This window comes from Clostridium putrefaciens, from assembly GCF_900461105.1.
GTDB lineage: Bacteria > Bacillota > Clostridia > Clostridiales > Clostridiaceae > Clostridium_L > Clostridium_L putrefaciens.
Map to the genome: position 1 here is coordinate 421,493 of NZ_UFWZ01000001.1, position 26,432 is coordinate 447,924.

Here is a 26,432-nt window from a genome sequence, read left to right on the forward strand (position 1 = left end):
ATCACAAATGAGAATAACAGTAGCAGGAATAGGCTACGTAGGCATATCCAATGCAGTGTTATTAGCCCAACATAATGAGGTTATAGCATTGGATATCATACAAGAAAAAGTTGATATGCTTAATAATAAAAAATCTCCTATTATTGATAAGGAAATAGGAGAATATTTAGAAACAAAAGAATTAAATCTAACTGCAACGACAGATTCATATAAGGCTTATAAAGACGCAGAGTATGTCATTATTGCAACACCAACTAATTATGACCCTGAGAAGAATTATTTTAATACTAGAACGGTGGAAGCAGTTATAGCTAATGTCTTATCCATAAATCCGGATACAGTAATGGTTGTAAAGTCTACTGTTCCAGTTGGTTATACTGAAAAAGTAAGATTAATGTTTGAAACAGAAAATATTATTTTCTCACCAGAATTTTTAAGAGAAGGTAAGGCTTTATATGATAACTTATATCCATCTCGTATTATTGTAGGAGAACAATCAGAAAGAGCTAAGAAATTTGCAGACCTTTTAGTAGAAGGAGCTATTAAAGAGGACGTTTCAGTCTTATTTACAAATTCAACGGAGGCTGAGGCAATTAAGTTATTTGCCAATACATATCTTGCTATGAGGGTAGCTTATTTCAATGAACTTGATACTTATGCAGAAGTAAGAGGGTTAAATACACAGCAAATCATTGAAGGGGTATGTTTAGATCCTAGAATAGGTAAGCATTATAATAATCCGTCTTTTGGATACGGTGGATATTGCTTACCTAAGGATACAAAACAATTATTAGCAAATTATTCTGATGTGCCTAACAATATTATGGCTGCAATAGTAGATGCAAATAGAACTAGAAAAGATCATATTGCTGAAATGATATTAGCAAGAAATCCTAAAATTGTAGGTATTTATAGATTAACCATGAAAACAGATTCAGATAACTTCAGAGCATCATCTATTCAAGGTGTAATGAAGAGAATAAAAGCAAAAGGCATTGAAGTTGTAGTGTTTGAACCAGCATTAGATGAAGATTATTTTTATAATTCAAGAGTTATGAAAGACTTTGATGAGTTTAAAGAGATTAGTGATGTAATTGTTGCTAATAGGTTATCTGATGAGATTAAGGATGTAGCTGATAAGGTGTATACTAGGGACTTATTTAGTAGAGATTAGGAGTATAGGGAGTTTAACCAATCAATAAAAGTGCGTAAAGCTATAATACTAGCATTAAAACTAGGTACTATATTCTTAAATGCAACAAAAGCACGAACTAAAGAAATGTTACAATAGTAGATAAACCTACTTTACAATACCTTATTAAGGAAACTATAGAGTCTGGAATAGAAAAGATACTTATTCTTACTGGAAGATACAAATTATCTATAGAAAATGACTTTGATAAATCAGTGGAGCTAGAGATTGAATTAGAGAAGCATGGTAAAATGGAATTACTGAAAGAGGTAAGAAAAATATATGATATAGTCATTACATACGTCAAAAAGAACCTAAAGGATTAGGACATGAGATATATTGTGCAAAGAGTTTTATAGGAGATGAATCATTTGCAGTTCTTATTGTTGACGATATCGTTTATAACCCTAAAAACCTTGTTTAAAGCAAATGATTGAAGCTTATGATAAATATAAGACATATATTCTTGGTATACAAGAAGTTGCTAAGGTATATGTATGTAATTATGGAATCGCATATGTAAAGCAAGTGGAAGATCGAGTTCATAGGGTAAAAGGATTAGTAGAAAAGTGATCTTTAGAAGAAGCACCTTCCAATTTATCCATACTTGGTAGATATCTCATTAATCCTGAGATATTTGAAATACTTGGATATATTAAACCTGATAACTGTGGAGTTTGCATTGAGAAGATAAGACTTGAGGGATGAGTTTAAGCATTATTTGATGAAATTATTTAAAGAAGATTTTAAATTATAAAGGAAAATGGAAGAAATATATTAAGTTTATATAAAAACAATAAATTTACGATAAGAATCATATAACCTAAAGAGGAATATGAAAGAATGAGTCATGTAAATAAGCCTTATGATGATGGGGTTGCAAGTAAGGCGATAGTAGATATATTATGTAGATGGTGATTTGTAAAAAAGATAGAACAGTATTGATTATATAGTCCTATCTTGTTATTTCATGAGAAATAAAAATGATTATTTTTGAACTTAATATTTTCAAAAATAAAAAGATGAATAATGGTAATAAAAACTTACATGTTAAATATATGAAATTAAGATATTCATAGCAATGATAAGACGTTGATTAAAGGTATAATTATATAAAAAACCGCAAGGGAGACTAATATGAAATTACTTTCTTTACTAAAAAGGGTTGTTATAATCACAAAAAAAGATAAAGTTATGATTTGTTCACTAGAAAAACAAAAAGAAATTCTTTGTTCATTATCTGAACCTAAAGATGATTACGAACGGTCATATTTTCAATATATATGCCAGAAAAGGCAAATGGGATTTCTATTTAATATTCTTTCTAATTTTTCTGCATTTTTCTTATTTATTATATTTTATTTTAAATTAAGCTTAAAAGTAATGAGTAAAAGTGTAACGGAATGCGAAGCAGTATTTTTATCAAATGATATTTCTAGAAATATTCTGCCTGATACTTTGTATGAAGAATTTAAAGAAATTATGTATAATAATAACTTTGATGCATTTATATTAACTAAGGATGATAAAAGGTTTGTTAGAGGTTTATGGAAAAGGCATCCACTTTCATTTTATTTTTTGTATAAGTGTATGATGAAAATTTCTATGTATAGTGCACAAATACAAATGTATTCTCCGAAGGCTATAATTACATATTCAGAATACTCATTTACGTCTTCAGTTCTGACCACTTATTGTAAATTAATGAATGTTGAACATATTAATGTAATGCATGGAGAAAAACTATTTGATATAGTTGATTCATTTTTTAGATTCGATCGTTGCTACGTCTGGGATGAATTCTATAAAGACCTATTCATAAAACTGAGAGCGTATAATAATCAATTTATAGTGGAAGTACCACCTTCTTTAAAGATGGATTTAAGCTATGATATCAAACCTATTTATGATTTTACATACTACTTGATGAATGAAAATGAAGTTCAACTAAATCTTATCAAAAATAGTCTTGAGACCTTAAAAAGTCAAAACAAAAGAATCGCAGTTAGACCTCATCCAAGATATTCGAATAAAAGGTTGATTAGCAAGGTTTTTAATGGGTTTAGTATCGAAGATTGTCCAATTGTTTCAATAAAAGAATCTTTTGAAAAGACTAGTGGAATAATGTCTCAGTATTCAACTGTTTTGTTGCAGGGAAGTTATAATAATAAAAATATTATTATTGATAATTTAACCAATGAAGAAAATTATAAAAGATTATTTGAAGTTGATTATATTATGCTGAGTAAGCCTCATAAATTATTATCTGAAATTATAAACGAAAGGTGATGAACGCCTACATGAAGTTATTAAAAAGACTAAGTAGAATTATATCTACGTTTATTGGAAAAAAGATGTGTGGTAACTAGGGTAAAGAATTATGTGCGAATTATCTTTGTGGATTTACTAAGAATACGCATATAGGTGATAATTGTAATTTCAATGGGGTGAAAGTAATAGGGAGTGAGAAAGTTGTGATTGGAAAAAATTTTCATTCAAGAAAACAAATTCTTGTAATGACCTCAAATCATAATTATGAAGGGGATGCTATTCCATATGACAACACTTATATTACAAAAGATATAACCATGAAGATAATGTTTGGATAGGAACTAAAGTTATTGTTTTAAGCGGGATAACTATCGGTGAAGGTGCTATTATTCAGGCAGGAAGCGTAGTTGTTAAAGATATTCCTAAATGTAGTATAGCAGGTGGTTCACCTGCGAAGGTTTTTAAATATCGAGATATTGAACATTATAAAGAATTAAAGGGAAATGGGAAAGTATTTTAATTCAATAAAAAGTCAGGGGTATTATATATGAATGATATTATTAATCAAAAATCAAAATTAAATAAATTAAAAATGGATATAGATATAACTGCTAGTATAATCTTATGTTTATATTTGTTTATAGACTTACTAAGGTTTTTCAATATTATACCGTTAATTTTAGGAAATGCATTATATGTTTTAATTGGCTCTATTGCTATTATTTATTCGGTTTTTAGAAAGGGCATTAAAAGACAGATTCCAATCTTCTGTTTTATGTTTTTTTATATTTCTTTTGGGGCTATAGGTATATTATTTAATAGAAACATAGATCCGCAAGAATTGTTGTGGCCGTTTGCGTTTATAGGATTAGCAACATTGTTTCTCAACTTTAAAATTAATAATAAAATAGCAAAGATAATTTATTATTTTGTAATAGCTCTCTTAATGATAAAAATTATTTTATCAGGTGGTGTGAATAATTTAAATACTGCCTCTAGTAGAAATACTATTGGGATAATGATATTAATTTATTTTGCAATATATTCTATTACTAGTTATACTTGTGGTAAAAAGATAGCAATTTACCCTATCTTATTAGGCTTTTTAGTAAATGTGATGGCTATAGGAAGAAGTGGAATATTAACATTTGTATTGTTAATAGTTTTATTTTCATTTTTAGAATTTGATGAAGGAAAATATAAGATTAGTAATCCAATTAAAAGCTTTATTAAATTATTTGTTGCAGGGATAATTCTTTGGATAGCATACAATATATTAGAAATTTATTTTGTTGAAATGATGTTAAATTTCCAAAAGCGTGGTTTAGAATCTGTGCGAAGTTTAATATGGTCAAATTATTTAACAAAGACATTTACTTCTGCAAGATATGTATTGTTTGGTACGCCTATAAGTGGAACTTATTTATTGGATGCGTTTAACTATAATCTACACAACTCATTTTTCATGCTACATGCAAAATATGGACTTGCACCATTGATAGTAGTTATTATTTTGATTGTAAAATCATTTATATATTTTATTAAGACGAAGAATGCATTGTATTTTATGATACTACTTTCAGTGGTGTTTAGAATGCAGTTTGATTACACTAACTTCAATGCTCAATTAGATATTATTTTATTCTATTTTATGTTTTTTCCATACATTAAGAATGAATATAATACAAAGATATAAAGAACTCAAGAAAGGTAGGTTTGAAAATGAAAAATAAAATATTAGTAACAGGTGCTGATGGTTTTATCGGTAGTCATCTAACAGAAGAATTAGTAAAACGAGGACATAAAGTAAAAGCTTTTGCGTACTATAATTCATTTAATACATGGGGATGGCTTGATAGCCTACCAAAAGAAATTCTTCAAGAGATAGAAGTTTTTACAGGAGATATAAGAGATCCAAATGGAGTACGAGAGGCGATGAAGAATGTTGATGAAGTACATCACCTAGCAGCTCTTATTGCGATACCTTTTAGTTATTATTCTCCAGATTCTTATGTAGATACGAACATAAAGGGTACTTTAAATGTACTTCAGGCAGCAAGAGATTTAGACACAAAAAGAATTTTGATTACTTCGACTTCAGAAGTCTATGGTACAGCACAATATGTACCAATAGATGAAAAGCATCCTTATCAAGGACAATCACCATATTCTGCTACAAAAATAGGTGCGGATAGACTAGCAGAGTCTTATTACAGAAGTTTTAATATGCCTATTACCATAGTTAGACCATTTAACACATATGGTCCACGTCAATCAGCAAGAGCAGTAATTCCTACAATTATTACTCAACTACTTTCAGGAAAAGAAGAAATTGAACTTGGCTCGTTAACTCCGACTAGAGACTTTAACTATGTAAAAGACACTGCTAATGGATTTATTGAAATAGCTAAGTCGGACAAGACTATTGGAGAAGAAATAAATATTGCAACCCAACATGAAATATCAATAGGACAACTTGCGGAAGAGCTAATAAGACAAATCAACCCTAATGCAAGAATTATTTGCGATAATCAGAGACTTAGACCTGAAAAGAGTGAAGTTAATAGATTATTGGGAGCCAATGAGAAAGTAAAGAGATTAACAGATTGGAAACCACAGTATACGTTTGAACAGGGACTTGCAGAAACTATAGAGTTTTTTAGACAGAATCTAGATAAATACAAAGTTGATATTTATAATATTTAACTAGGGAGAGAATGAAATGGATATGGAAATAAGCAAATCAGATTTAACAGATCTCGTTCATCTACAACTTAAAAATATGTAGTTCATTTGGAGATATAGAACCTTACTTGGATAATGCTTTGCAACGAGTTTCTAAATGTTTTAAAATGGCAAGGGATAAATATTACAGCAATGAAATGGGATGTACATTTTCACCTTATAACTCTGGACAATACTCGATATTTCTTTACTATTTAGCTAATACAATCTTCAGAGCTGGTGGAAATTATAAACTTGCCACAAAATTATATTACCTTAATAAAATTATGCATTCTGTTGATTGGTATTATGAGATTGAACTACCAGAATATTTTGGCGTTGAGCATCCAATAGGAAGTGTTTTAGGACGAGCTGAATACTCTGATGGATTCTATTTATTTCAAGGTTGCACAGTTGGTGGCGACAAGGGCACAGAACCTAAATATCCCAAGTTGGGTAGAAATGTAATATTATATGCAAATTCAACAGTCCTTGGACATGCGATAATTGGTAATAATGTTGTGGTATCAACAGGCACAACGATTATTAATGATAGGATTCCTGATTGCAGTTTTGTATTTGGACACTTACCAAACCTGATAATCAAGAAAAGGAATCCTGATGAAATAGAAAAACACATTTCGGATTTTTGGATATTGTAGGGATAAGTAAAATAAATTTTAAAGTGTATAATAATGGAGGGAAGAAAATGAAATATTGTAAAAAGTGCGTTATGCCAGACACAAGACCAGGGATTGAATTTAATGAAGATGGAATATGTTCAGCTTGCCAATCTTATGAATTAAGAAAGGAAATTGACTGGGATAAACGATATAAAGAACTAGAAAAGTTATGTGATAAGTACAGGGGCATGAACGGAACATCCTATGATTGCGCAATTGCGGTTAGTGGAGGAAAAGATAGTTATTATCAAGTATATTTAATGAAAGAAGTCATGAAGATGAATCCTATTCTTTTTAGTGTAGAGGATAACTTCCCAATGACAGAGGCTGGAAAACACAATATTAAAAATCTTTCACAAGAATTTGGTTGTAATATTATTAGCCTAAAACCGGATCTGAAAGCTCAGAAAAAACTGATGAGGTATACATTTGAAAAGTATGGAAAACCAACATGGTTTATCGATAGATTAATTTATACATTTCCTATGAATATGGCTATTAAGTTTAATACGCCTCTTTTGGTTTATGGAGAGAATGTGAGTTATGAATATGGTGGGTCTGATTATGTAGAAACTTATTCAGCAAAAAATCAATTAAGTAATGGTGTAGCATCTGATATTAAAATAGATGAACTTATAAAAATTGAGGGAATAACTCAACAAGTTCTTGATATGACAAAAGCCCCTTCTTTAGAAGATATGGAAAAATTGGATCCAATGTATGTTTCATATTTCATTTCATGGAATAGCTATGCGAATTATCAATTCGCTAAAACAAGGGGGTTTAAAGATTTGACACATGAGTGGGATAGAACACACCATATAGAAAACTTTGACCAAATAGATAGTAGAGCATATCTTGTTCATTCATGGTTAAAGTATCCAAAATTTGGTCATGCTTCAGCTACAGATTATGCTGCAAGATATGTGAGATATGGATTCTTATCTAGAGACGAAGCAATCGAACTTGTAAAGAGACATGATCATGATTTAGATAGCAAAAGTGTTCAGGACTTTACAAAATTTGCGGGATATACAGCATCTGAATTTTGGAAGGTTATTGACGGTTTATATAACAGGGAGATTTTTGAAAAGAGTTCCTATGGTGAATGGATGTTGAAGAATCCTATATGGAATGAAATTAAGTAAAGGTGTTGATAAGATGAAGCAATTTATACCATTATCTGTACCAAATTTAAATGGGAAGGAATTAGAGTATGTAACCCATGCAGTTAAAACTGAATGGGTATCAACTGGTGGCCCATACGTTAATGAGTTTGAAAATAAGGTAGCAGAATATGTTAAGTGCAAAGGAGCTGTATCTTGTCAGAATGGAACTTCAGGATTACATATAGCACTACAAGTTTGTGGAGTATCAAAAGATGATGAAGTAATCGTACCTACACTTACATTTATTGCAGCGGTTAATCCAGTTAAATATATTGGTGCAGAGCCAATTTTTATGGATTGTGATGATTCTCTTTGCATGGATCCAGACAAGTTATTAGAGTTTTGTGAGGAACAGTGTAGCTTTATTAATGGAAGGCTTATTAACAATAAGACTAAGAAAATTATCAAAGCATTAATTGTAGTGCATGTATTTGGTAATATGGCTAATATGGAAAAGATAATGGAAGTAGCAGAGAAGTATAATTTAAAGGTAATTGAAGATGCTACTGAAGCTATAGGGACTTACTACACAAGTGGAAAATATGAAGGTAAATATGCAGGAACTATTGGAATAATTGGAGTTTATTCATTTAATGGGAATAAGATTATTACCACTGGAGGCGGTGGAATGATAGTTTCCGATAATGAAGAGCTCTTAAAGAAAGCTAAACATCTAACTACTCAAGCTAAAAGTGACGAGTTGTATTATACTCATGACGAGATAGGTTATAACTATCGCATGACAAATTTACAGGCAGCACTCGGACTTGCACAATTGGAACAACTTGAAATCTTTATTAAGACAAAAGAAGAAAACTATAAATTGTATAAAGAAAGAATTCAGGATATACCAGGATTAGAGATTTTAAATTTTAAAGAAGAGATTAGAAGCAACTACTGGTTTTATGGTTTAAATTGTAGTGAACAATATCCTATGAATATAGATGAAATAATAAAATACTTATCAACAAAAGATATTCAAACAAGACCAATATGGGGTTTAATTAATGAGCAGAAACCATATTTAAATAATCAGGCCTTTAAAATAGAAAAGGCGAAATTTTACCTGAAACATATAATTAATATTCCATGTAGCTCTAATTTGACAAAAGATGATGTATTATATGTTATTGAATGCTTGAAAGAAATCCGATAATATATAGTTGAGTATTAGGGAGGGTGATGGAGTGGAAGTTAAAGACCTTTTAATTGATGAAGAAAGTTCAATGATAGAAGCAATGAAACAACTTGATAAAGTTGCAATGAAAGTTTTATTTGTTCTAAGGAATGAAAAGTTCATTGCAGCAATAACGGACGGAGATATTAGAAGGTGGATATTGAAAAAAGGTAGCCTTGATGCAAAAGTTAAAGATATAGCCAACTATACTCCTAAATTTATTTCTTTAAAGCATAAGGCACTCGCGAAAGAGCATATGAAGAAATATTCAATCGAAGCGCTTCCTATTGTCGATGAAAATATGGAGATAGTTTCAATCGCATCATGGAACGATGAAGAGCTTAAGGTTAAAAGGAATTTGGATTTACCTGTAGTCGTAATGGCTGGAGGACTTGGAACAAGGCTATATCCTTATACGAAAATACTACCTAAGCCATTAATACCAATTGGGGAAATACCAATTGCAGAGCATATTATAAATAGATTTAACAAATATGGTTGTAAAGACTTCTTTTTAATTGTTAATCATAAGAAAAATATGATTAAAGCTTATTTCAATGAAATAGAAAAAGATTATAAGGTTAATTATGCAGATGAAGACAAGCCACTGGGTACGGGTGGTGGCTTAAGTCTTCTTAAAGGACAGATTGATAAAACCTTTATCCTTTCCAACTGCGATATTCTTATAGAGGAAGACTATGAAAAGATATATCAGTATCACAAAAAGGAAAAAAACCTTATTACTATGATCTGTTCTTTAAAGCATATAAAAATACCTTATGGTGTTATTGAAATTGGGGAACACGGTGAAATTGAGACTATGAAAGAAAAACCTGAGTTAAGCTTTTTTACTAATACAGGTTGCTATATAGTAGAACCTAAAGTGATAGAAGAGTTAGAGGAAGCGAAGTCTATAGGATTTCCTGATATTATTGAAAAGCACAAGAGTCGTGGCGAAAAGATAGGAATATATCCGATAAGTGAACATTCATGGATGGACATGGGCCAACTAGATGGAATGGAAGAGACAAGGAAGAGATTAGAAAATGAGGGAGGTTGATTTTTTTGAGGTGGAATGGTTTACCGGTTGTGATATTTGGCAGTGGAGGAATATCCAAAGAGACATATCATATTGTTGAACAAATTAATAATCATAGTAATGTAAAAGTTTATGACTTTTTAGGGTTTATTGAAGATAGTGAACCTAAAATAGGTACTGAAGTAATAAGTGGATATAAAGTTGTTTCAAGTGATTCTAATATTTATGAATATGCTAAGGACTTTCCTGTATTGGGTATTATTATTCCTATTGGTAACCCCAAGATTAAGTCAATAATATATAATAAGATAAAATCTATTGATAATTTAGTTTATCCTAATATAATACATCCGAATGTTAATTTTGATTCTAAGACAGTATCTTTTGGATATGGAAATATTTTAGCTTCTGGAGTTATTTTAACTTGTAACATTGATATTGGAAATTTTAATCTTATTAATTTAAATTCAACCGTTGGACATGATAGTAAGATAGAAGACTTTAATGTTATAAATCCGTTAGTGGCCATATCGGGAAGTGTGAATGTGAAAGATTTATGTTTGATAGGAACGGGGTCTACGATACTACAAGAAACAACAATAAATAAAAATGTAACAGTTGGAGCAGGTGCTGTAGTAGTTAAGGATGTAGAAGAATGTAGTACAGTTGTTGGAATTCCAGCAAAAAAGATAAAGTAATAATTATATTGAGGTGAAACTAATGGATAAAAGAGTATTTATCATCGCTGAGGCAGGTGTCAATCATAATGGTAATATTGAAATAGCTAAAAGAATGGTAGATAAAGCATTGGAAGCAGGAGTAGATGCTATAAAGTTTCAAACATTTATTTCAGAACAAGTAGTTTCAAAATATGCTGAAAAGGCTGAATATCAAAATGAGAATACTTTAAAAACAGAAAGTCAGTTAGAGATGGTTAAAAAACTTGAGTTATCATTTGATAGATTTATGGAATTAAAAAGATATTGTGATTTGAAAGAATTAGAATTTCTTTCAACAGCATTTGATTTAGATAGTATAGATTTTTTAAATGGTCTTGATATGAAAGTATGGAAAATACCATCAGGAGAAATAACGAATCTTCCATATCTAATTAAAATAGCAAAAATGAATAAATCAGTTATTTTATCTACGGGTATGAGTACCATAGAGGAAGTAAGAGATGCTATAGAGGTACTGAATAACAATGGCTGTGGAGATATTACTTTACTTCACTGTACTACGGAGTATCCTGCACCGTATGAAGATGTTAATTTAAAGGCAATGCACACATTAAAGCATAAGTTTAATGTGCCAGTAGGATATTCTGATCATACAAAGGGGATAGAAATTTCCGTAGCAGCAGTAGCTATGGGGGCTGAGGTTATTGAGAAGCACTTTACCCTTGATAGAAATATGGAAGGTCCAGATCATAAAGCAAGTTTAGAACCTAATGAATTAAAAGCTATGGTGAGGGCTATTCGGAATGTAGAAGTAGCCATAGGAAATGGTGATAAGAAACCAGCTCAATCTGAAAAGAAAAATATGGCTATTGCAAGAAAAAGTATCATAGCAAAATGTAATATCAAAAAAGGTGAAATTTTTACTGAAGATAATTTAACAGTAAAGAGGCCTGGAAGTGGCATTAGTCCCATGCAATGGTTTGATGTAATTTCACAAACAGCTGTACGAGATTTTGAAGAAGATGAGTTGATTGAGATATGAAGAAAATAAGTATATTGACAGCCACTAGAGCTGAGTACGGTCTATTAAAACCAATAATTAAGAAATTGATTGAAGTCCCAGAATTTGAGGTACACGTGGTTGTTACAGGAGCACACCTATCACCAGAGTTTGGGTTAACATATAAAGAAATAGAACAGGATGGAATTAACATTGATGAAAAGATAGAAATTTTACTAAGTGGAGATACTCCATCAGCTATATCTAAATCCATGGGACTTGCAATGATAAATTTTTCTGATTATTTTAGCAAACTGAATCCAGATATATTGATAGTTCTAGGAGATAGGTATGAAACACTGGCGGTTTGCTGCACAGCCATGAATCAAAGAATACCAATAGCACATCTTTATGGAGGGGAAATCACTGAAGGCGCAATCGATGAATCTATTAGGCATGCTATCACTAAATTAAGCTATTTACATTTTACAAGCACTGAAGAATACCGTAGTCGTGTTATTCAACTTGGAGAACAGCCAAATAGAGTTTTTTGTGTGGGAGCTATTGGAATAGAGAATATACTAAAAGAAAAGTTGATGAGTAAAGATGAACTAGAGTCTTCCATTGATTTTAAATTAGATAAGCCATATGGGATGATAACTTTTCACCCAGTAACGTTAGAAGGAAATAATTCAGCAAAGCAATTTGAAGAATTATTAAATGTTTGTAAGAAACATAAGGATATGAAATTTATATTTAGTAAAGCTAATGCTGATGCCAATGGACGTGTTATAAATCAAATAATTGATAGATTTGTAAATGATAATGATAATGTTGTTGCGTTTACTTCGTTAGGAATGGTAAGGTACTTAAGTGCAATAAGATATAGTTCGATGGTTATTGGAAATTCATCAAGTGGATTAGTAGAAGCCCCAAGTTTTGGAGTGCCAACTATTAATATTGGAGATCGCCAAAAGGGAAGGTTGCAATCGGAAAGTGTTATTAATTGTGAACCTATTTCAAAAGAAATTGAACAAGCAATTAATTTGGGTTTAACTGAAGAATTTAAAAATAAAGCAAGAAATACTATTAATCCTTATGGGGATGGTAATACATCAGTAAAAATAGTTGATGTGATAACAGACTTTTTATTGAATAATAAGATAGATTTGAAAAAGAAGTTTTATGATTACGAGGTGAGATAATATGAGAGTAGCAGTAATTGGATTAGGTTCTATGGGTAAAAGAAGAATTCGTTTGATTCACAAGTATAGAGAGGCATTCCAAATAGTTGGAATAGATACTAATAAAGAACGAAGAAAATCATGTGAAGATGAATATGGCATTCAAACTTTTAATACTTTAACTGATGCAATTGATGCATTTAATGTGGAGTGCGTTTTTGTGTGTACATCACCTTTATCTCACAGTAAGATAATTAGTGAATGCTTGAATCATAGATTACATGTATTTACTGAATTGAATTTAGTGGATGATGGTTACGAAGAAAATATTATTCTTGCGAAGCAAAATAATTGTGTGTTATTCATGTCTTCAACCTTTTTATATAGAGAAGAAATTAAAAAGATTAAAAATTTGACTCAAGAAATAAATTCTATCATTAATTACACATATCATATTGGGCAATACCTTCCCGATTGGCATCCTTGGGAAAGTTATAAAGACTTTTTTGTTGGAAACAAGCGTTCTAATGGATGTAGAGAAATTTTTGCTATTGAACTTCCATGGCTTATAGATGTATTTGGGGAAATATCCAAGATTGATGTAGTTAAGAGTAAAATAAGTAATTTAAATATTGATTATAATGATAATTATTTAGTAATTATTCAACATAAGGATGGACATAAGGGTTCCTTAGCTGTAGATGTAATATCACGAAAAGCTGTAAGGAACTTGGAGGTATTTGGGGAAGATATTTATATACATTGGGATGGATCACCAACGGGATTATATACATATGATTTTGAAACAAAAGAAGATGTTAATATTAAGTTATATGAAGAAATAGATCAACTTAATAATTATAGTAGCTTTGTGGTTGAAAATGCCTATTTAAATGAAGTTGTTTCATTTTTTGAAGCGGTGATAGAGGGAAAAACACCAGCGTATACTTTTCAAAAAGATAAAGATGTTCTAAAAATTATTGATAGAATAGAGGACTAATATGAAAGAAACTTATAAAATAGGCATAGTTGGTTTTGGGTCAATTGGTGGTCGGCATTTAAATAATATTGTAGCGGTTTTAAAAGAAAGACATAAACCGTATATAATCGACATTATAAGAAGTGGTAAGGGACAAGAGTTAGAAGAAAAGATTGCCAAGCATGTTACAACAGTATATCACTCTTATGATTCAGCCCCAAACGATTATGACATAATCTTTGTTACAAATCCAACATACCTACATTTTAAAACTATACAACAATTTCTTTTAAAAACTAAGCATATGTTTATTGAAAAGCCAGTATTTGATACAATAGACATTTCGATAGATGCATTAAACTTAAAAAATGACAGTGTGTATTATGTAGCTTGTCCATTAAGATATACTAATGTAATTCAATATATTAAGAATAAAATTAACTTAAACAATGTATATTGTGCTAGAACTATTTGTTCTAGTTATCTCCCAGAATGGAGACCAAATCAGGATTATCGTAGTACCTATAGTGCACACAAGGATCAAGGTGGTGGGGTTTCTATTGATTTAATTCATGAATGGGATTATCTTTGCTATTTATTTGGAAAACCAGAGGAGATATTCAATATAAGAGGTAAATTTTCTAAATTAGAAATTGATAGCGATGATGTATCATTATATATAGCAAAGTATAAAGATAAGGCTGTAGAAGTTCATTTAGATTATTATGGTCGTAAAACAATAAGAGAAATTCAATTATTTACAGATAAGGATACAATAGTTGGAGATATTGCCAATAGTGAAATAAGATATTTAAAGAGTGGAGAAGTAATATCATTTAAAGAACAGCGAAATGATTTTCAATGTAAAGAAATAGAGCACTTTTTTGATATTATAGAGGGTAAAGTTAATAATGATAATAACATACCAACGGCGCTTAGAACTCTTCAAATAGCTAAGGAGGGAAAATAAAAGTGAATATACTTTTTACCATTTGTGGTAGGGCTGGTTCTAAAGGAATTAAAAATAAAAATTTAAGAGACTTTTTAGGCTACCCGTTACCATTCTATACCATTTCAGCAATAGATTTATATAAAAAAAGAAATCCTAATGTTAACTGTGATATTGTATTAAATACTGATAGCGATGATCTTAGAAAGATGTTTAAAGAACGATTAAAGTATAAAGTAGATATTATTGACAGAGAACAATCACTTGGGTTAGATAACACACCTAAAGTTGCTGTTATTTTGAATTCTTTAAATGTAATGCAAGAGAGAAAGTTAATTGAATATGATATGGTTGTTGATTTAGATATAACATCTCCATTAAGAAGAGTAAAGGATGTTAGTAATCTTATTAAACAGAAAACAAGTTCTAAGGCTGACGTTGTATTTTCAGTAACGAATTCAAGGAGAAATCCTTATTTCAATATGGTTAAAAAAACTGAAAATGGATATGAACGAGTTATTGAGTCGTCATTTAATGCAAGGCAAGAAGCACCTGAGATATTTGATATGAATGCATCATTATATGCATATTCTCCAAAATTTCTAGAGAGTGGTAAGGGAATATTTGAGGGTATATGTGATGTTATTGAAATGTTGGACACAGCAGTTTTAGATTTAGATCACGAGAATGATTTTGAACTTATGCAAATTATTGCAGAATATTTATTTGAAAATTATCCTGAGTTCAAGGAAATAAGAAATAATATTGGGGATATTTTAGTGTAAAGTTTAAGGAATATATATAAGAAATTTGTGAAAGATTAAAATGTACCCTTTGTCAAAGACAATTTTTAGCAAGTAAGTCCAGCAAAGCATGTTCTCACAAGGAACCCAGGGTAGAATAAAATGGAAAACCGCGCTTAAACAGAAATATTAGAAGTGGCAAATAGCAGGAGGGTAACTTTGCCCCACTCCATCGCCACTGGGACCAAGTGAATTAACAGGTACAAGCATTTCATTAGAGTAAAATTTAACAAGTGAGTCCATCAAAGCATGCCCTCACAAGGAACCCAGGGTAGTAGCAAGTGAGTCCATCAAAGCATGCCCTCACAAGGAACCCAGGGTAGAAGAAAATGGAAGTCCTAAAGAGGCTCAGTAAATTACAAGGTAAAAGCATTTCATTAGAGTAAAATTTAATGGAGTGCTTTTTTGATGCTTAGGTAAGAAAGCTCATGATAAAGGTGTATCCACTATATAATTAAAATAATTTAACAGCTCAAAATTCACATAAATACAATTTGAAAAAATAAGTGTTTGTATATAAACTAACTTTCTGGCAATGATATACTATCAAGGTGTACATTATTCGTTGACACACTATCATATGATAGTATATAATATAAATACTAAGGGGGGTATTTATGAGTCAAAAGATGATTTCCTCAGAAGAAGAAGTTAAAGAATTTTTAAAAGAACTAAAAGAAATATTAACAGACCCTAGATTTGATATTGCTAGGGATTTAGATATATTGCCTAAGAAAAAAAGTGAGCAACCAATAGATTTATATACTACTGCAAATACATTGATTGCACTTGATTTTGATAAAGATGATGTTCTGAATCAGTTACTCGCTTTAGAGATATCAGAGTATATGGAAACCTTTATTGATGATAAGGATAATAATTTTCCGCCATTTTTTGCCTTTGCTAAATTAATAAAGAACAGGGATGTTTATGTAAAGGTAAAGATTAGGGATAGACAGAATTGTAAGGTGTTTTGTGTATCTTTTCATTTTGCAAGATTCCCTTTCTGGGATAACTTACCTTATTAAGTGATTCTTAGACTCAGTTGGAGTTTTATTATAAGGAATACATCTCTCCATCAAAGGATTAGAAGAACTTATCAAGGGGCGTAGCAGCCGTCATCCCCCACCTTGAAGAGGATAGGGGGGTTACGGATAGTAGCCATCGGATAAATAATACTGGAGAAAAGAAAGGAGTGTTATTTAATGAATAAAGATTATTTAATAAATACAGTAGAGATAGATTGCCCGATTTGTAATAAGGCTCACTCATTAGAAAAGAGAAAAAGGTTAACACAGTGCCTTGTAAAAGGTGAGATTGTTGATTATGAGGAAGTTTATTATTTATGCCAATTAACAGATGGAGAAGAAAATGAATTTGTTCCAGCGGGTATAATGGATGAAAACCTGTTAAGAGCAAGAGATGCTTACCGAACTTATAAGGGATTATTAACTTCTAATGAAATTGCGAAAATTAGAGGATTTTATGGCATATCACAAAGCGACTTTTCTGCTATGCTAGGTTGGGGCGATGTAACTGTAACAAGGTATGAAAGCAAAACAATTCAGGATGAAACTTACAATAATATTATGCGTATGGCTTTTGAAAATCCAATGTTTGCATTGGAAAGTCTCGATAAACACAAGGACAGATTCGAGGTGGAAAAGTATAAAAGAATCCGTAATAGCATCACACATAAGGTTGAGGAATTTGGGAACTCTTATTTAAAGAAACAGGAGATCAATGTCCTTTACGTAAGTTATCAAGAAGAAAGTGAGTATAATGGTTATAAACAATTAGATATTAGAAAGCTTGCCAGTGTTATTGGCTATTTTGCAAGTTTCGTAAACAACCTTTATAAAGTTAAACTTATGAAACTTTTATGGTATGCAGATACACTTTTTTTTAGGCGGCATGGAAGATCTATGACAGGACTTGTTTATACACACATGCCATATGGGGCATTACCCATTGCTTTTGATGAAATAATACATTTACCAACAGTGAAAGTAGTAGAGGAAGCTATTTATGAGGATATAAGCTATAAGATTATTCCAAATGAAGAGGTTAATGTTTCAAACTTTTCATTAGAAGAACTCAGCGTTCTAGAGACTGTAGCCACTACTTTTAAAAATTATAGAGCAAGAGAAATAGTAGATTATATCCACAAGGAAAAAGCATATACAGATACAGAGGCATATCAGATAATTCCTTATAGTTTAGCAAAGGAATTAAGAGAGTTAAGATAATATAAAGTGCCAGGCCATTATGGCTTGGCTTTTTTGCAACCAAATTAGTAGCAAGTGAGTCCAGCAAAGCATGTCCTCACAAGGAATCCAGGGTTGTTCTCACAAGGAACCCAGGGTAGAAGAAAATGGAAAACTGGGCTTAAACAGAAATATTAGAAGTGGCAAATAGCAGGAGGGTAACTTCGTCCCCCTCCAGCACCTCTGAGACCCAGTAAATTACCAAGTACAAGCATTTCATTAGAGTAAGGTTTAATGAAATGTTTTTTTACTGAATTTTTATATTGAAAATGATAGTAAATATATTTATTATAAAATTTGTTTGAGTTAAGTAAATGTGTTAGAGTATTGCAATTTATATAGATATGCTATAATTAATGGATATAAGAGATACTTAAAATAGTTAAAGACGAAAAAGTACAGATAACAATATTTAGATAAGGTTAATAAGATATGAGAGTAAATAAACTTTAAGTTAAGCATAAATCAGGGGGAAATATATTATGAATATTAATGAGAAAACAATAGCTCGTCAATTGTTTCAGAATAAAATATTTAAAAGCGATGGGCAATTATTTGAGGATGTTTTTACTGCGATTATGAATTATGCAGAAGAATATTTTCAAGCTATAAAACCTTGGGGGAATATAGGAGATAGAAAAAATGATGGCTATGTAAAGAATAAAGGTGTATTTTACCAGGTATATGCTCCTGAAGATATAAGAAAATCCTATATAAATGCAGTTAATAAATTAAAAACAGATTTTAATGGGTTAAAGGCTCAATGGGAACCTATAAATGAATTTTATTTTGTTATTAATGATAAATATAAGGGCATAAATGCTGATTGTGAGAAAGCAATTCAAGAGATAAAAGAAAAACACAATCTTATTGAGGCTAGGTTTTTGACAGCAAAGGATATTGAAAACATTCTTTTTAATTTAGATGATGATCAGATATTGAGTATAGCAGGATTTATTCCAGATCCTGCTACTATAAAGCAAGTGGATTTCTCCATCTTAAACGAAGTAATTGGACATATAATGAAATTACCTTTAAATAAAACTGGTGAATCTGATATAGTCTTACCAGAGTGGGATAAGAAAATAAAATTCAATAAGTTATCTGGATCGGTAGAAGGTTTGCTTAACAATGGATATCTACAAATCTATTCTTTAGAAGAATACTTAAGAAATAATAGTGACTTTCTTGCTGATTCTTTAAGGGATAGGATGAATGAGGTTTACTATGAAGAAAAAGATAAAAATGACGGAGATGCTTTATTTTGGTCTATAGTCAATTGTTTGAGTCCGAAACCCGAAAAAGCCTACCAGATTACAGTTATTATTATAATGTCTAAGTATTTTGAAACATGTGATATTTTTGAAGAACCTTTAAAGGAGGGAAAGGAATGATAGTTCCAACAAAGCATACAAATTTTTCACAGTCCTTACTTGGATTCGGGAGTTATATTTTAGAATCAATACCATTTAATAAATCCATAGATGAGTTATGGAATCAATATCAGTTTGACTATATGTATGAGGTGTTTCCAGCAAAACATAGTTTTGATAATTTGCTTCTTACATTGGTATTTCTTCATTCAATAGGCGCTATAGAAGAGCTGGATGGAGGTATAATAAAATGCAACTAATAAAAGTGTATTCTAACAAAACAAGTTTTAGAGAGGTTAAATTTAATCAAACAGGATTAAGTTTTGTGGTAGCAGAACAAAAGAATCCAGGATTTACTGAAAAAGGTCAAACCTACAATGGGGTTGGGAAATCTTTATTGGTGAGAATTATTCATTTTTGTCTTGGAGCTGGAATAGCAGATTATAAAATATTTTGTAATAAGCTACCGGGATGGGAATTTTATATAGATTTTAAGATTGGTAATAATAAGTATACAGCTAGAAGGACAACTGATAATCCTAAGAATATTTTTCTAAATGGTGAAGAATTAGCTGTTACTAAGTTTAATAAAAAGATGCAGGCGCTATGCTTTGATATACCAAAAGATATATCCTTTTTATCATTTCGCTCCCTGATAACATTTTTTATAAGACCTAAAAAAGAATCTTATGTATCATATGATAAACCAGGGAAAACTGGTAGTAAATATCAAGTGTTGCTTTATAATTCTTTTTTATTAGGATTAGATATTTTTCTAGCTCAAAAAAAATATAATATAAGAAAAGAGCAGGAACGAATAAGAAAATTAGAAAAGAACTTTAAGGAAGATTCTCTGTTAAGGGACTTTTTTACTGGTAATAAAGATGTTACGTTAACCCTTATTGATCTTGAAGAACAAATAAAAAAGCTTGATAATAATTTGAGTAACTTTAAGGTTGCTGAAGATTATAATGAAGTTCAAATCAAGGCTGATGAGATAGAAAGAGATCTTTTTGAGTTAAATAATAAAATAATAATGATGGAGAACAATATAGAAAATATTGATAAAGGTCTTAAGATTACTCCGGATATGAATAAAAAGGACATAGAAACTATTTATAATGAAGCAAAAATTAACTTTTCTGAAAATATGACTAAGACATTGAATGAACTAGAAGATTTTTACGATAAATTAATTACTAATCGTAGGAAAAGACTGCTTGAACAAAAAAGCAAACTAAAAATCGAACAACAAAATAAAATAGATAATTTAGAAACATTGCAAAAGGAACTTGATAGGTTAATGAAGTACCTAGGTGAACATCAAGCCCTTGATCTTTTTGTAAGCTTAAGTCATAAAAGTGCTGAATTGAAATCACAAGTAGATAATCTAAAAAGTTATAAAAGTTTACAATTAAAATATAAAGAACAAGACCGAGAGGCGGAAAAGGACTTATTGAAGCTAACTGAAGTAAGTGAAAGCTATTTAAAAGAAATTGAATCAGATATAGTAGAACTTAGAAATTATTTTAGAAATTTAGCTAAAATGTTTTATCCAAATAGTGTTGCTGGACTTACGATTGAAAATAATGATGGAGATAATCAGTTACAATTTGATATTGATGCTAAAATTGAATCAGATACATCGGACGGTATTAATAATGTTAAGATATTTTGCTATGATTTAACTATATTATTTAAAGGATATAATCATAAAATGAATTTTATTTTTCATGATAGTAGAATCTTTGATGGAATTGATGAAAGACAGAAGGCAGATATATTTAAAACAGTTTATAAAGAGTTTACTGATACAAATAAGCAATATATTGCAACTGTGAATCAAAATCAGCTTGATGAGATAAAAAGGCAATTGGATGAGGGTGAATTTTACAATATTATTACTAAAAATACGGTTCTTACATTGACTGACGACTCAGATTCTGAAAAGTTATTGGGTATCAAGGTTGATATAGGAGAAGGTTAAGATAACAAGAGGGTAACTTCGTCCCCTTCTAGCACCCAGGGGCGTAGTATGTCCTCACAAGGAACACAGGGTAGAATAAAATGTACCTCATAGTTACGATATAGTAATAGGACCAGTAGCCGATGAGGCAGTACATAGAAATATAGATGACTATAATCGTAATCTTATTTCTAAGGAAGAGTTACTTAAGAGGTTAGAATATACTAAGTTATCTGACCAAGTAGCTTTCTGTACTGATAATGCTTTAACTAAGATAATATACAAAGGGGTGATTTAGTTGACTTATAGTGAGGAATTAGAAGAGTGTAATATAGAGTATGATAGGCCTTTAACTGAGAAGGACGTCACATATACTTGCTATCTTATAGAATGCGTGTCTAGGTTGACATTGCATAGAAATAAAGAAACTACCAGTAAGTTAGGGGTAGGGGGCATATATCATATTATGTGCTTTATCCAGCAATACCAGATGTTAGACCCAAGAGAGGCATCTGAGGAGATAATAGAAGACTTTAATCTAGATATGGGTGATTTTGTCATAACTGATATTTCTCCTCAATACTTTACTGGTATACCTGATGAGTATAGAATGGGCTTGAAATATGGAGAGTTAGTACTAGATACTAAAACAGATAACGAGTCATATGCTGAAGCAATACTCCGAGTGTATAAAAACCCTATATGTGGGGTTATAGATGATTATGAGTGCAATGCTTATGAAGAATGTAGGCATAACACTAAGATAGCGTACGAGATGGGTTACTTTGAATGTCAGTAAGTATGAGTAGCAAGTGAGTCCAGCAAAGCCTGTCCTCACAAGGAACCCAGGGTAGAAGAAAATGGAAAACTGCGCTTAGAAATGAGTCCAGAATGTCCTCACAAGGAACCCAGGGTAGAAGAGAATGGAAGTCTTAAAGAGGCTCAGTAAATTACAAGGTAAAAGCATTTCATTAGAGTAAAATTTAATGGAGTGCTTTTTTGATGCTTAGGTAAGAAAGCTCATGATAAAGGTGTATCCACTATATAATTAAAATAATTTAACAGCCCAAAATTCACATAAATACAATTCGAAAAAATAAGTGTTTGTATATAAACTAACTTTATGGCAATGATATACTATCAAGGTGTGCATTATTCGTTGACACACTATCAGATGATAGTATATAATATAAATACTAAGGGGGGTATTTATGAGTCAAAAGATGATTTCCTCAGAAGAAGAAGTTAAAGAATTTTTAAAAGAACTAAAAGAAATATTAACAGACCCTAGATTTGATATTGCTAGGGATTTAGATATATTGCCTAAGAAAAAAAGCGAGTCACCAATAGATTTATATACTACTGCAAATACATTGATTGCACTTGATTTTGATAAAGATGATGTATTGAATCAGTTACTCGCTTTAGATTTCATTTTGCAAGATTCCCTTTCTCGGATAACTTACCTTATTAAGTGATTCTTAGACTCAGTTGGAGTTTTATTATAAGGAATACATCTCTCCATCAAAGGATTAGAAGAACTTATCCAGGGGCGTAGCAGCCGTCATCCCCCACCTTGAAGAGGATAGGGGGGGTACGGATAGTAGCCATCGGATAAATAATACTGGAGAAAAGAAAGGAGTGTTATTTAATGAATAAAGATTATTTAATAAATACAGTAGAGATAGATTGCCCGATTTGTAATAAGGCTCACTCATTAGAAAAGAGAAAAAGGTTAACACAGTGCCTTGTAAAAGGTGAGATTGTTGATTATGAGGAAGTTTATTATTTATGCCAATTAACAGATGGAGAAGAAAATGAATTTGTTCCAGCGGGTATAATGGATGAAAACCTGTTAAGAGCAAGAGATGCTTACCGAACTTATAAGGGATTATTAACTTCTAATGAAATTGCGAAAATTAGAGGGTTTTATGGCATATCACAAAGCGACTTTTCTGCTATGCTAGGTTGGGGCGATGTAACTGTAACAAGGTATGAAAGCAAAACAATTCAGGATGAAACTTACAATAATATTATGCGTATGGCTTTTGAAAATCCAATGTTTGCATTGGAAAGTCTCGATAAACACAAGGACAGATTCGAGGTGGAAAAGTATAAAAGAATCCGTAATAGCATCACACATAAGGTTGAGGAATTTGGGAACTCTTATTTAAAGAAACAGGAGATCAATGTGCTTTACGTAAGTTATCAAGAAGAAAGTGAGTATAATGGTTATAAACAATTAGATATTAGAAAGCTTGCCAGTGTTATTGGCTATTTTGCAAGTTTCGTAAACAACCTTTATAAAGTTAAACTTATGAAACTTTTATGGTATGCAGATACACTTTTTTTTAGGAGGCATGGAAGATCTATGACAGGACTTGTTTATACACACATGCCATATGGGGCATTACCCATTGCTTTTGATGAAATCATACATTTACCAACAGTGAAAGTAGTAGAGGAAGCTATTTATGAGGATATAAGCTATAAGATTATTCCAAATGAAGAGGTTAATGTTTCAAACTTTTCATTAGAAGAACTCAGCGTTCTAGAGACTGTAGCCACTACTTTTAAAAATTATAGGGCAAGAGAAATAGTAGATTATATGCACAAGGAAAAAGCATATACAGATACAGAGGCATATCAGATAATTCCTTATAGTCTAGCAAAGGAATTAAGAGAGTTAAGATAATATAAAGTGCCAGGCCATTATGGCTTGGCTTTTTTTGCAACCAAATTAGTAGCAAGTGAGTCCAGCAAAGCATGTCCACACAAGGAACCCAGGGTAGAATAAAATGGAAAGCTGCCATTAATCAGAAATATTAGCAATACCCAATAGTAAGAGGGAAACTTTGTCTCTATTTAACACCTCTAGGGCCAGGAAATTCCTAGGTATAATCATTTCATTAAACTAAAACTTATATTATGTGAATTATAATGCGGGGAGGCGTTATGTGGGAAATCCGCACGTACGGTTCTAAGAGGGACTAGGGAAGTGATGCCCTAGTCTACTTACCGGCCCAGTAAATTATTCATTTAAAAAGTAGTCGTACTGTATGTCATATGCCCCTATTTCAAAATATAAATTTAGACAAAAGAAATAGGGCATGCGACCTATTAAATAACTAATTAAACAACAATGGTGTAGAACCATCATTTTTTTTCTTGAAAAACATACGAGTAAATCTATCTTTATTTAATATTTCAACTATATCAACACTGGAATCATGTAGATACTCATATTGATGAAGTTCTTCTTCAGTTAACAATCTCATTCCAGATAAAAGTAACCATGTGTTTTTCTCTTCATTATCATATTCACTTGGTATAAAAGCTTTCATATCCTCTGGGATAAAAGGTTCTTTTCTAGTGATACTAGATAAAACATCAGCTATCGCATAGTTCATCTTTTTATTTTCTTTAAAGAAAAACAATACTTTCTCTACGTCTTTTAACTTATCTGGATCCACTTTTAACGAAGTGCTAAAAGCAACCTTTCCAAGCTTTTGCTCGGTAATAAAATGTACATTTAATGTTATCTTTGGATTCTTAGATTGTGCCATTCTTATGGCTAAGCCTAATCGTTTCATTCAAATACACTCCTTTATATTTATCATAAAACTATATTACCACAAACTATTAACACTCGTAAAGCCTTATTTTCTATTTAATGATATGATTACACTTAAATACGACTGTTCTAACTTATGGTAGACTAAAATGAATTAAATCACAAGGAACCCAGGGTAGAAGAAAATGGAAAGCGTCGCTTAAACGGAAGTATTGGCAATCGCAAATAGCAACAGGGTAACTTCGTCTCACGGCAGTGCTTCTGAGGCCCGGTAAATTACCAGGTAAAAGCATTTCATTGAAATAGCAAGTGGGTCCAGCAAAGCATGTCCTCACAAGTAGCAAGTGGGTCCAGCAAAGCATGTTCTCACAAGGAACCCAGGGTAGAAGAAAATGGAAAACTGCGCTTAAGCAGAAATATTAGAAGTGGCAAATAGCAAGAGGGAACTTCGTGCCCATCTAATACCTGGAGGTCCAGAAAATTACCAGAGATAAGCATTTCATTAGAGTAAAATTTAATGGAGTGCTTTTTTGTAGCTAATTTCCATAATAAAAGTCACAAAACAAAGTGAGTCCAGCATAGCATGTCCTCACAAGGAACCCAGGGTACAAGAAAATGGAAAACTGTGTTTAAGGAGAAATATTAGAGTTGGCAAATAATTGTATGTGGAATTTGTTTCTAAAGGTGAGTGATATGAGATTAAAAACTTAAATTCTTGTTAATAATTAGTAAGAAGGATTAACAAGAGGAGGAGTTATGACACGCAAAAGAGAATGGTATAAAGGATCAATATATCACATTACGGTGAGAGGGAATAGACGAAATGATATATTTAGAGATAAAGAGGATTTCGAATATTATTTAAATGTAATAGAAGAAGCGTTATTTTATTATATACAATTTAATTATAAGGTTATTTGTTATTGCTTAATGGATAATCATGTTCATTTAATGATTAAAACAGATATAGAATCATTAGGAAGGTTAATGGGAAGAATAAGTGCATCATATACAAGATATTTTAATAAAAAGTATAATTATATAGGTCATTTATTTCAAGATAGGTATTTTGGTGAATTAATTGAAAGTGATAAACAAATGTTAGAAGCAAGCAGATACATACATTTGAATCCTGTAAAGGCAAATATGGTTGAAAAGCCAGGAGAATATGAATGGTCTAGTTATAATATGATTATAGGAAATAAGAAAGAAAAGATTATAGATTCTAGATTTATATTAAATTATTTTAAATATAATGATACAGTTCAGTTATATATAAACTTCGTAGAAAATGATTTGAAAGTTGAGACTGATAAGGAACCCAGGGTAGAATAAAATGGAAGATTTACAGGGTAGAATAAAATGTAAGATTTAAGTAGCAAGGGGGTAGCTTCCTCAACCT

Annotated in this window: 26 protein-coding genes and 1 pseudogene; 26 read left to right on the forward strand and 1 reads right to left on the reverse strand. The window is 31.1% G+C overall.

Annotated elements, in window-relative coordinates; all coding sequences use genetic code 11:
- Window positions 1–7: 7 nt before the first annotated feature.
- The 25 genes and pseudogenes from DY168_RS01945 (at window position 8) to DY168_RS02065 (ending at window position 24,151) form a co-directional block, all read left to right on the forward strand.
- Window positions 8–1,174 carry a nucleotide sugar dehydrogenase gene (locus DY168_RS01945; protein WP_115640231.1) on the forward strand — a complete coding sequence of 389 codons (1,167 nt, stop codon included), beginning with the start codon at window positions 8–10 and terminating at the stop codon, window positions 1,172–1,174.
- A gap of 24 nt (window positions 1,175–1,198) precedes the next feature.
- Window positions 1,199–1,867 (forward strand): annotated as a pseudogene (locus DY168_RS01950) (UTP--glucose-1-phosphate uridylyltransferase); the annotation flags it as partial.
- A gap of 462 nt (window positions 1,868–2,329) precedes the next feature.
- Entirely contained in the window at window positions 2,330–3,481 is a 1,152-nt protein-coding gene (locus DY168_RS01955) for a hypothetical protein (RefSeq protein WP_115640232.1), read from the forward strand.
- 331 nt (window positions 3,482–3,812) lie between these two features.
- Window positions 3,813–3,983: an LbetaH domain-containing protein gene (locus DY168_RS14790; protein WP_242984146.1), complete on the forward strand. Its 171-nt coding sequence runs from the start codon at window positions 3,813–3,815 to the stop codon at window positions 3,981–3,983.
- A gap of 27 nt (window positions 3,984–4,010) precedes the next feature.
- On the forward strand, window positions 4,011–5,159 hold the full coding sequence (locus DY168_RS01965; protein WP_115640233.1) for a hypothetical protein: 1,149 nt from the start codon (window positions 4,011–4,013) through the stop codon (window positions 5,157–5,159).
- 26 nt (window positions 5,160–5,185) lie between these two features.
- Window positions 5,186–6,169 (forward strand): NAD-dependent 4,6-dehydratase LegB, encoded by a 984-nt coding sequence (locus DY168_RS01970; protein ID WP_115640234.1) that lies wholly within the window; start codon window positions 5,186–5,188, stop codon window positions 6,167–6,169.
- Window positions 6,170–6,276: 107 nt separating this feature from the next.
- Entirely contained in the window at window positions 6,277–6,849 is a 573-nt protein-coding gene (locus DY168_RS01975) for an LbetaH domain-containing protein (protein ID WP_207658369.1), read from the forward strand.
- 47 nt (window positions 6,850–6,896) lie between these two features.
- Window positions 6,897–8,018 carry an N-acetyl sugar amidotransferase gene (locus DY168_RS01980; protein WP_115640235.1) on the forward strand — a complete coding sequence of 374 codons (1,122 nt, stop codon included), beginning with the start codon at window positions 6,897–6,899 and terminating at the stop codon, window positions 8,016–8,018.
- 13 nt (window positions 8,019–8,031) lie between these two features.
- A complete protein-coding gene (locus DY168_RS01985; RefSeq protein WP_115642378.1) occupies window positions 8,032–9,195 on the forward strand; it encodes a LegC family aminotransferase in 1,164 nt (387 codons plus the stop codon).
- A gap of 31 nt (window positions 9,196–9,226) precedes the next feature.
- The gene (locus DY168_RS01990) at window positions 9,227–10,276 is read left to right on the forward strand and encodes a sugar phosphate nucleotidyltransferase (RefSeq protein WP_115640236.1); all 1,050 of its coding nucleotides are present in this window, start codon (window positions 9,227–9,229) and stop codon (window positions 10,274–10,276) included.
- A 5-nt stretch (window positions 10,277–10,281) separates the two neighbouring features.
- Window positions 10,282–10,953: a NeuD/PglB/VioB family sugar acetyltransferase gene (locus tag DY168_RS01995; RefSeq protein ID WP_172556237.1), complete on the forward strand. Its 672-nt coding sequence runs from the start codon at window positions 10,282–10,284 to the stop codon at window positions 10,951–10,953.
- Between the two features lie 22 nt (window positions 10,954–10,975).
- Window positions 10,976–11,977, forward strand: coding sequence for an N-acetylneuraminate synthase (gene neuB / locus DY168_RS02000; protein ID WP_115640238.1), 1,002 nt, complete (start codon window positions 10,976–10,978; stop codon window positions 11,975–11,977).
- Window positions 11,974–13,140, forward strand: coding sequence for a UDP-N-acetylglucosamine 2-epimerase (gene neuC / locus DY168_RS02005; protein ID WP_115640239.1), 1,167 nt, complete (start codon window positions 11,974–11,976; stop codon window positions 13,138–13,140). The genes neuB and neuC overlap by 4 nt, the downstream gene beginning before the upstream one ends.
- A gap of 1 nt (window position 13,141) precedes the next feature.
- Window positions 13,142–14,119 carry a Gfo/Idh/MocA family protein gene (locus tag DY168_RS02010; RefSeq protein WP_115640240.1) on the forward strand — a complete coding sequence of 326 codons (978 nt, stop codon included), beginning with the start codon at window positions 13,142–13,144 and terminating at the stop codon, window positions 14,117–14,119.
- A gap of 1 nt (window position 14,120) precedes the next feature.
- Window positions 14,121–15,068: a Gfo/Idh/MocA family protein gene (locus DY168_RS02015; protein WP_115640241.1), complete on the forward strand. Its 948-nt coding sequence runs from the start codon at window positions 14,121–14,123 to the stop codon at window positions 15,066–15,068.
- A 2-nt stretch (window positions 15,069–15,070) separates the two neighbouring features.
- Window positions 15,071–15,832, forward strand: a complete 762-nt coding sequence (locus tag DY168_RS02020; protein WP_115640242.1) for an acylneuraminate cytidylyltransferase family protein — start codon at window positions 15,071–15,073, stop codon at window positions 15,830–15,832.
- Between the two features lie 635 nt (window positions 15,833–16,467).
- On the forward strand, window positions 16,468–16,878 hold the full coding sequence (locus DY168_RS02025) for a hypothetical protein (RefSeq protein ID WP_115640243.1): 411 nt from the start codon (window positions 16,468–16,470) through the stop codon (window positions 16,876–16,878).
- A gap of 177 nt (window positions 16,879–17,055) precedes the next feature.
- Window positions 17,056–18,099 (forward strand): type II TA system antitoxin MqsA family protein, encoded by a 1,044-nt coding sequence (locus DY168_RS02030; RefSeq protein ID WP_115640244.1) that lies wholly within the window; start codon window positions 17,056–17,058, stop codon window positions 18,097–18,099.
- Window positions 18,100–18,599: 500 nt separating this feature from the next.
- A complete protein-coding gene (locus tag DY168_RS02035; protein WP_115640245.1) occupies window positions 18,600–19,511 on the forward strand; it encodes an ABC-three component system protein in 912 nt (303 codons plus the stop codon).
- Window positions 19,508–19,750 carry an ABC-three component system middle component 6 gene (locus tag DY168_RS02040; RefSeq protein WP_115640246.1) on the forward strand — a complete coding sequence of 81 codons (243 nt, stop codon included), beginning with the start codon at window positions 19,508–19,510 and terminating at the stop codon, window positions 19,748–19,750. The genes DY168_RS02035 and DY168_RS02040 overlap by 4 nt, the downstream gene beginning before the upstream one ends.
- Window positions 19,741–21,477 (forward strand): DUF2326 domain-containing protein, encoded by a 1,737-nt coding sequence (locus DY168_RS02045; RefSeq protein WP_115640247.1) that lies wholly within the window; start codon window positions 19,741–19,743, stop codon window positions 21,475–21,477. The genes DY168_RS02040 and DY168_RS02045 overlap by 10 nt, the downstream gene beginning before the upstream one ends.
- A 100-nt stretch (window positions 21,478–21,577) precedes the next feature.
- Window positions 21,578–21,754 carry a DUF3990 domain-containing protein gene (locus DY168_RS15220; protein WP_115642379.1) on the forward strand — a complete coding sequence of 59 codons (177 nt, stop codon included), beginning with the start codon at window positions 21,578–21,580 and terminating at the stop codon, window positions 21,752–21,754.
- Complete coding sequence (locus tag DY168_RS02055) at window positions 21,755–22,255, forward strand: hypothetical protein (protein WP_115640248.1); 501 nt, start codon at window positions 21,755–21,757, stop codon at window positions 22,253–22,255.
- A gap of 412 nt (window positions 22,256–22,667) precedes the next feature.
- The gene (locus DY168_RS02060; protein WP_115640249.1) at window positions 22,668–22,934 is read left to right on the forward strand and encodes a hypothetical protein; all 267 of its coding nucleotides are present in this window, start codon (window positions 22,668–22,670) and stop codon (window positions 22,932–22,934) included.
- 173 nt (window positions 22,935–23,107) lie between these two features.
- Window positions 23,108–24,151, forward strand: a complete 1,044-nt coding sequence (locus DY168_RS02065; RefSeq protein WP_115640250.1) for a type II TA system antitoxin MqsA family protein — start codon at window positions 23,108–23,110, stop codon at window positions 24,149–24,151.
- A gap of 433 nt (window positions 24,152–24,584) precedes the next feature.
- Here the strand turns inward: DY168_RS02065 and DY168_RS02070 are convergent, their stop codons facing one another.
- Entirely contained in the window at window positions 24,585–25,049 is a 465-nt protein-coding gene (locus DY168_RS02070) for a hypothetical protein (protein ID WP_115640251.1), read from the reverse strand.
- Between the two features lie 737 nt (window positions 25,050–25,786).
- On the opposite strand from DY168_RS02070, the gene DY168_RS02075 reads away from it, so the two are divergent.
- Entirely contained in the window at window positions 25,787–26,365 is a 579-nt protein-coding gene (locus DY168_RS02075; protein ID WP_115640252.1) for a transposase, read from the forward strand.
- Window positions 26,366–26,432: the final 67 nt, after the last annotated feature.

Excerpts from the sequence above, each read along its gene's own strand:
- neuB (WP_115640238.1), top strand. The coding sequence starts at position 10,976 with ATGGATAAAAGAGTATTTATCATCGCTGAGGCAGGTGTCAATCATAAT.
- DY168_RS01980 (WP_115640235.1), top strand. The coding sequence starts at position 6,897 with ATGAAATATTGTAAAAAGTGCGTTATGCCAGACACAAGACCAGGGATT.
- DY168_RS02030 (WP_115640244.1), top strand. The coding sequence starts at position 17,056 with ATGAATAAAGATTATTTAATAAATACAGTAGAGATAGATTGCCCGATT.
- DY168_RS01970 (WP_115640234.1), top strand. The coding sequence starts at position 5,186 with ATGAAAAATAAAATATTAGTAACAGGTGCTGATGGTTTTATCGGTAGT.
- DY168_RS01955 (WP_115640232.1), top strand. The coding sequence starts at position 2,330 with ATGAAATTACTTTCTTTACTAAAAAGGGTTGTTATAATCACAAAAAAA.
- DY168_RS02015 (WP_115640241.1), top strand. The coding sequence starts at position 14,121 with ATGAAAGAAACTTATAAAATAGGCATAGTTGGTTTTGGGTCAATTGGT.
- DY168_RS01965 (WP_115640233.1), top strand. The coding sequence starts at position 4,011 with ATGAATGATATTATTAATCAAAAATCAAAATTAAATAAATTAAAAATG.
- DY168_RS02075 (WP_115640252.1), top strand. The coding sequence starts at position 25,787 with ATGACACGCAAAAGAGAATGGTATAAAGGATCAATATATCACATTACG.
- DY168_RS02025 (WP_115640243.1), top strand. The coding sequence starts at position 16,468 with ATGAGTCAAAAGATGATTTCCTCAGAAGAAGAAGTTAAAGAATTTTTA.
- DY168_RS02060 (WP_115640249.1), top strand. The coding sequence starts at position 22,668 with ATGAGTCAAAAGATGATTTCCTCAGAAGAAGAAGTTAAAGAATTTTTA.
- DY168_RS02045 (WP_115640247.1), top strand. The coding sequence starts at position 19,741 with ATGCAACTAATAAAAGTGTATTCTAACAAAACAAGTTTTAGAGAGGTT.
- neuC (WP_115640239.1), top strand. The coding sequence starts at position 11,974 with ATGAAGAAAATAAGTATATTGACAGCCACTAGAGCTGAGTACGGTCTA.
- DY168_RS02040 (WP_115640246.1), top strand. The coding sequence starts at position 19,508 with ATGATAGTTCCAACAAAGCATACAAATTTTTCACAGTCCTTACTTGGA.
- DY168_RS02010 (WP_115640240.1), top strand. The coding sequence starts at position 13,142 with ATGAGAGTAGCAGTAATTGGATTAGGTTCTATGGGTAAAAGAAGAATT.
- DY168_RS02035 (WP_115640245.1), top strand. The coding sequence starts at position 18,600 with ATGAATATTAATGAGAAAACAATAGCTCGTCAATTGTTTCAGAATAAA.
- DY168_RS02065 (WP_115640250.1), top strand. The coding sequence starts at position 23,108 with ATGAATAAAGATTATTTAATAAATACAGTAGAGATAGATTGCCCGATT.
- DY168_RS02070 (WP_115640251.1), bottom strand. The coding sequence starts at position 25,049 with ATGAAACGATTAGGCTTAGCCATAAGAATGGCACAATCTAAGAATCCA.
- DY168_RS01945 (WP_115640231.1), top strand. The coding sequence starts at position 8 with ATGAGAATAACAGTAGCAGGAATAGGCTACGTAGGCATATCCAATGCA.
- DY168_RS01985 (WP_115642378.1), top strand. The coding sequence starts at position 8,032 with ATGAAGCAATTTATACCATTATCTGTACCAAATTTAAATGGGAAGGAA.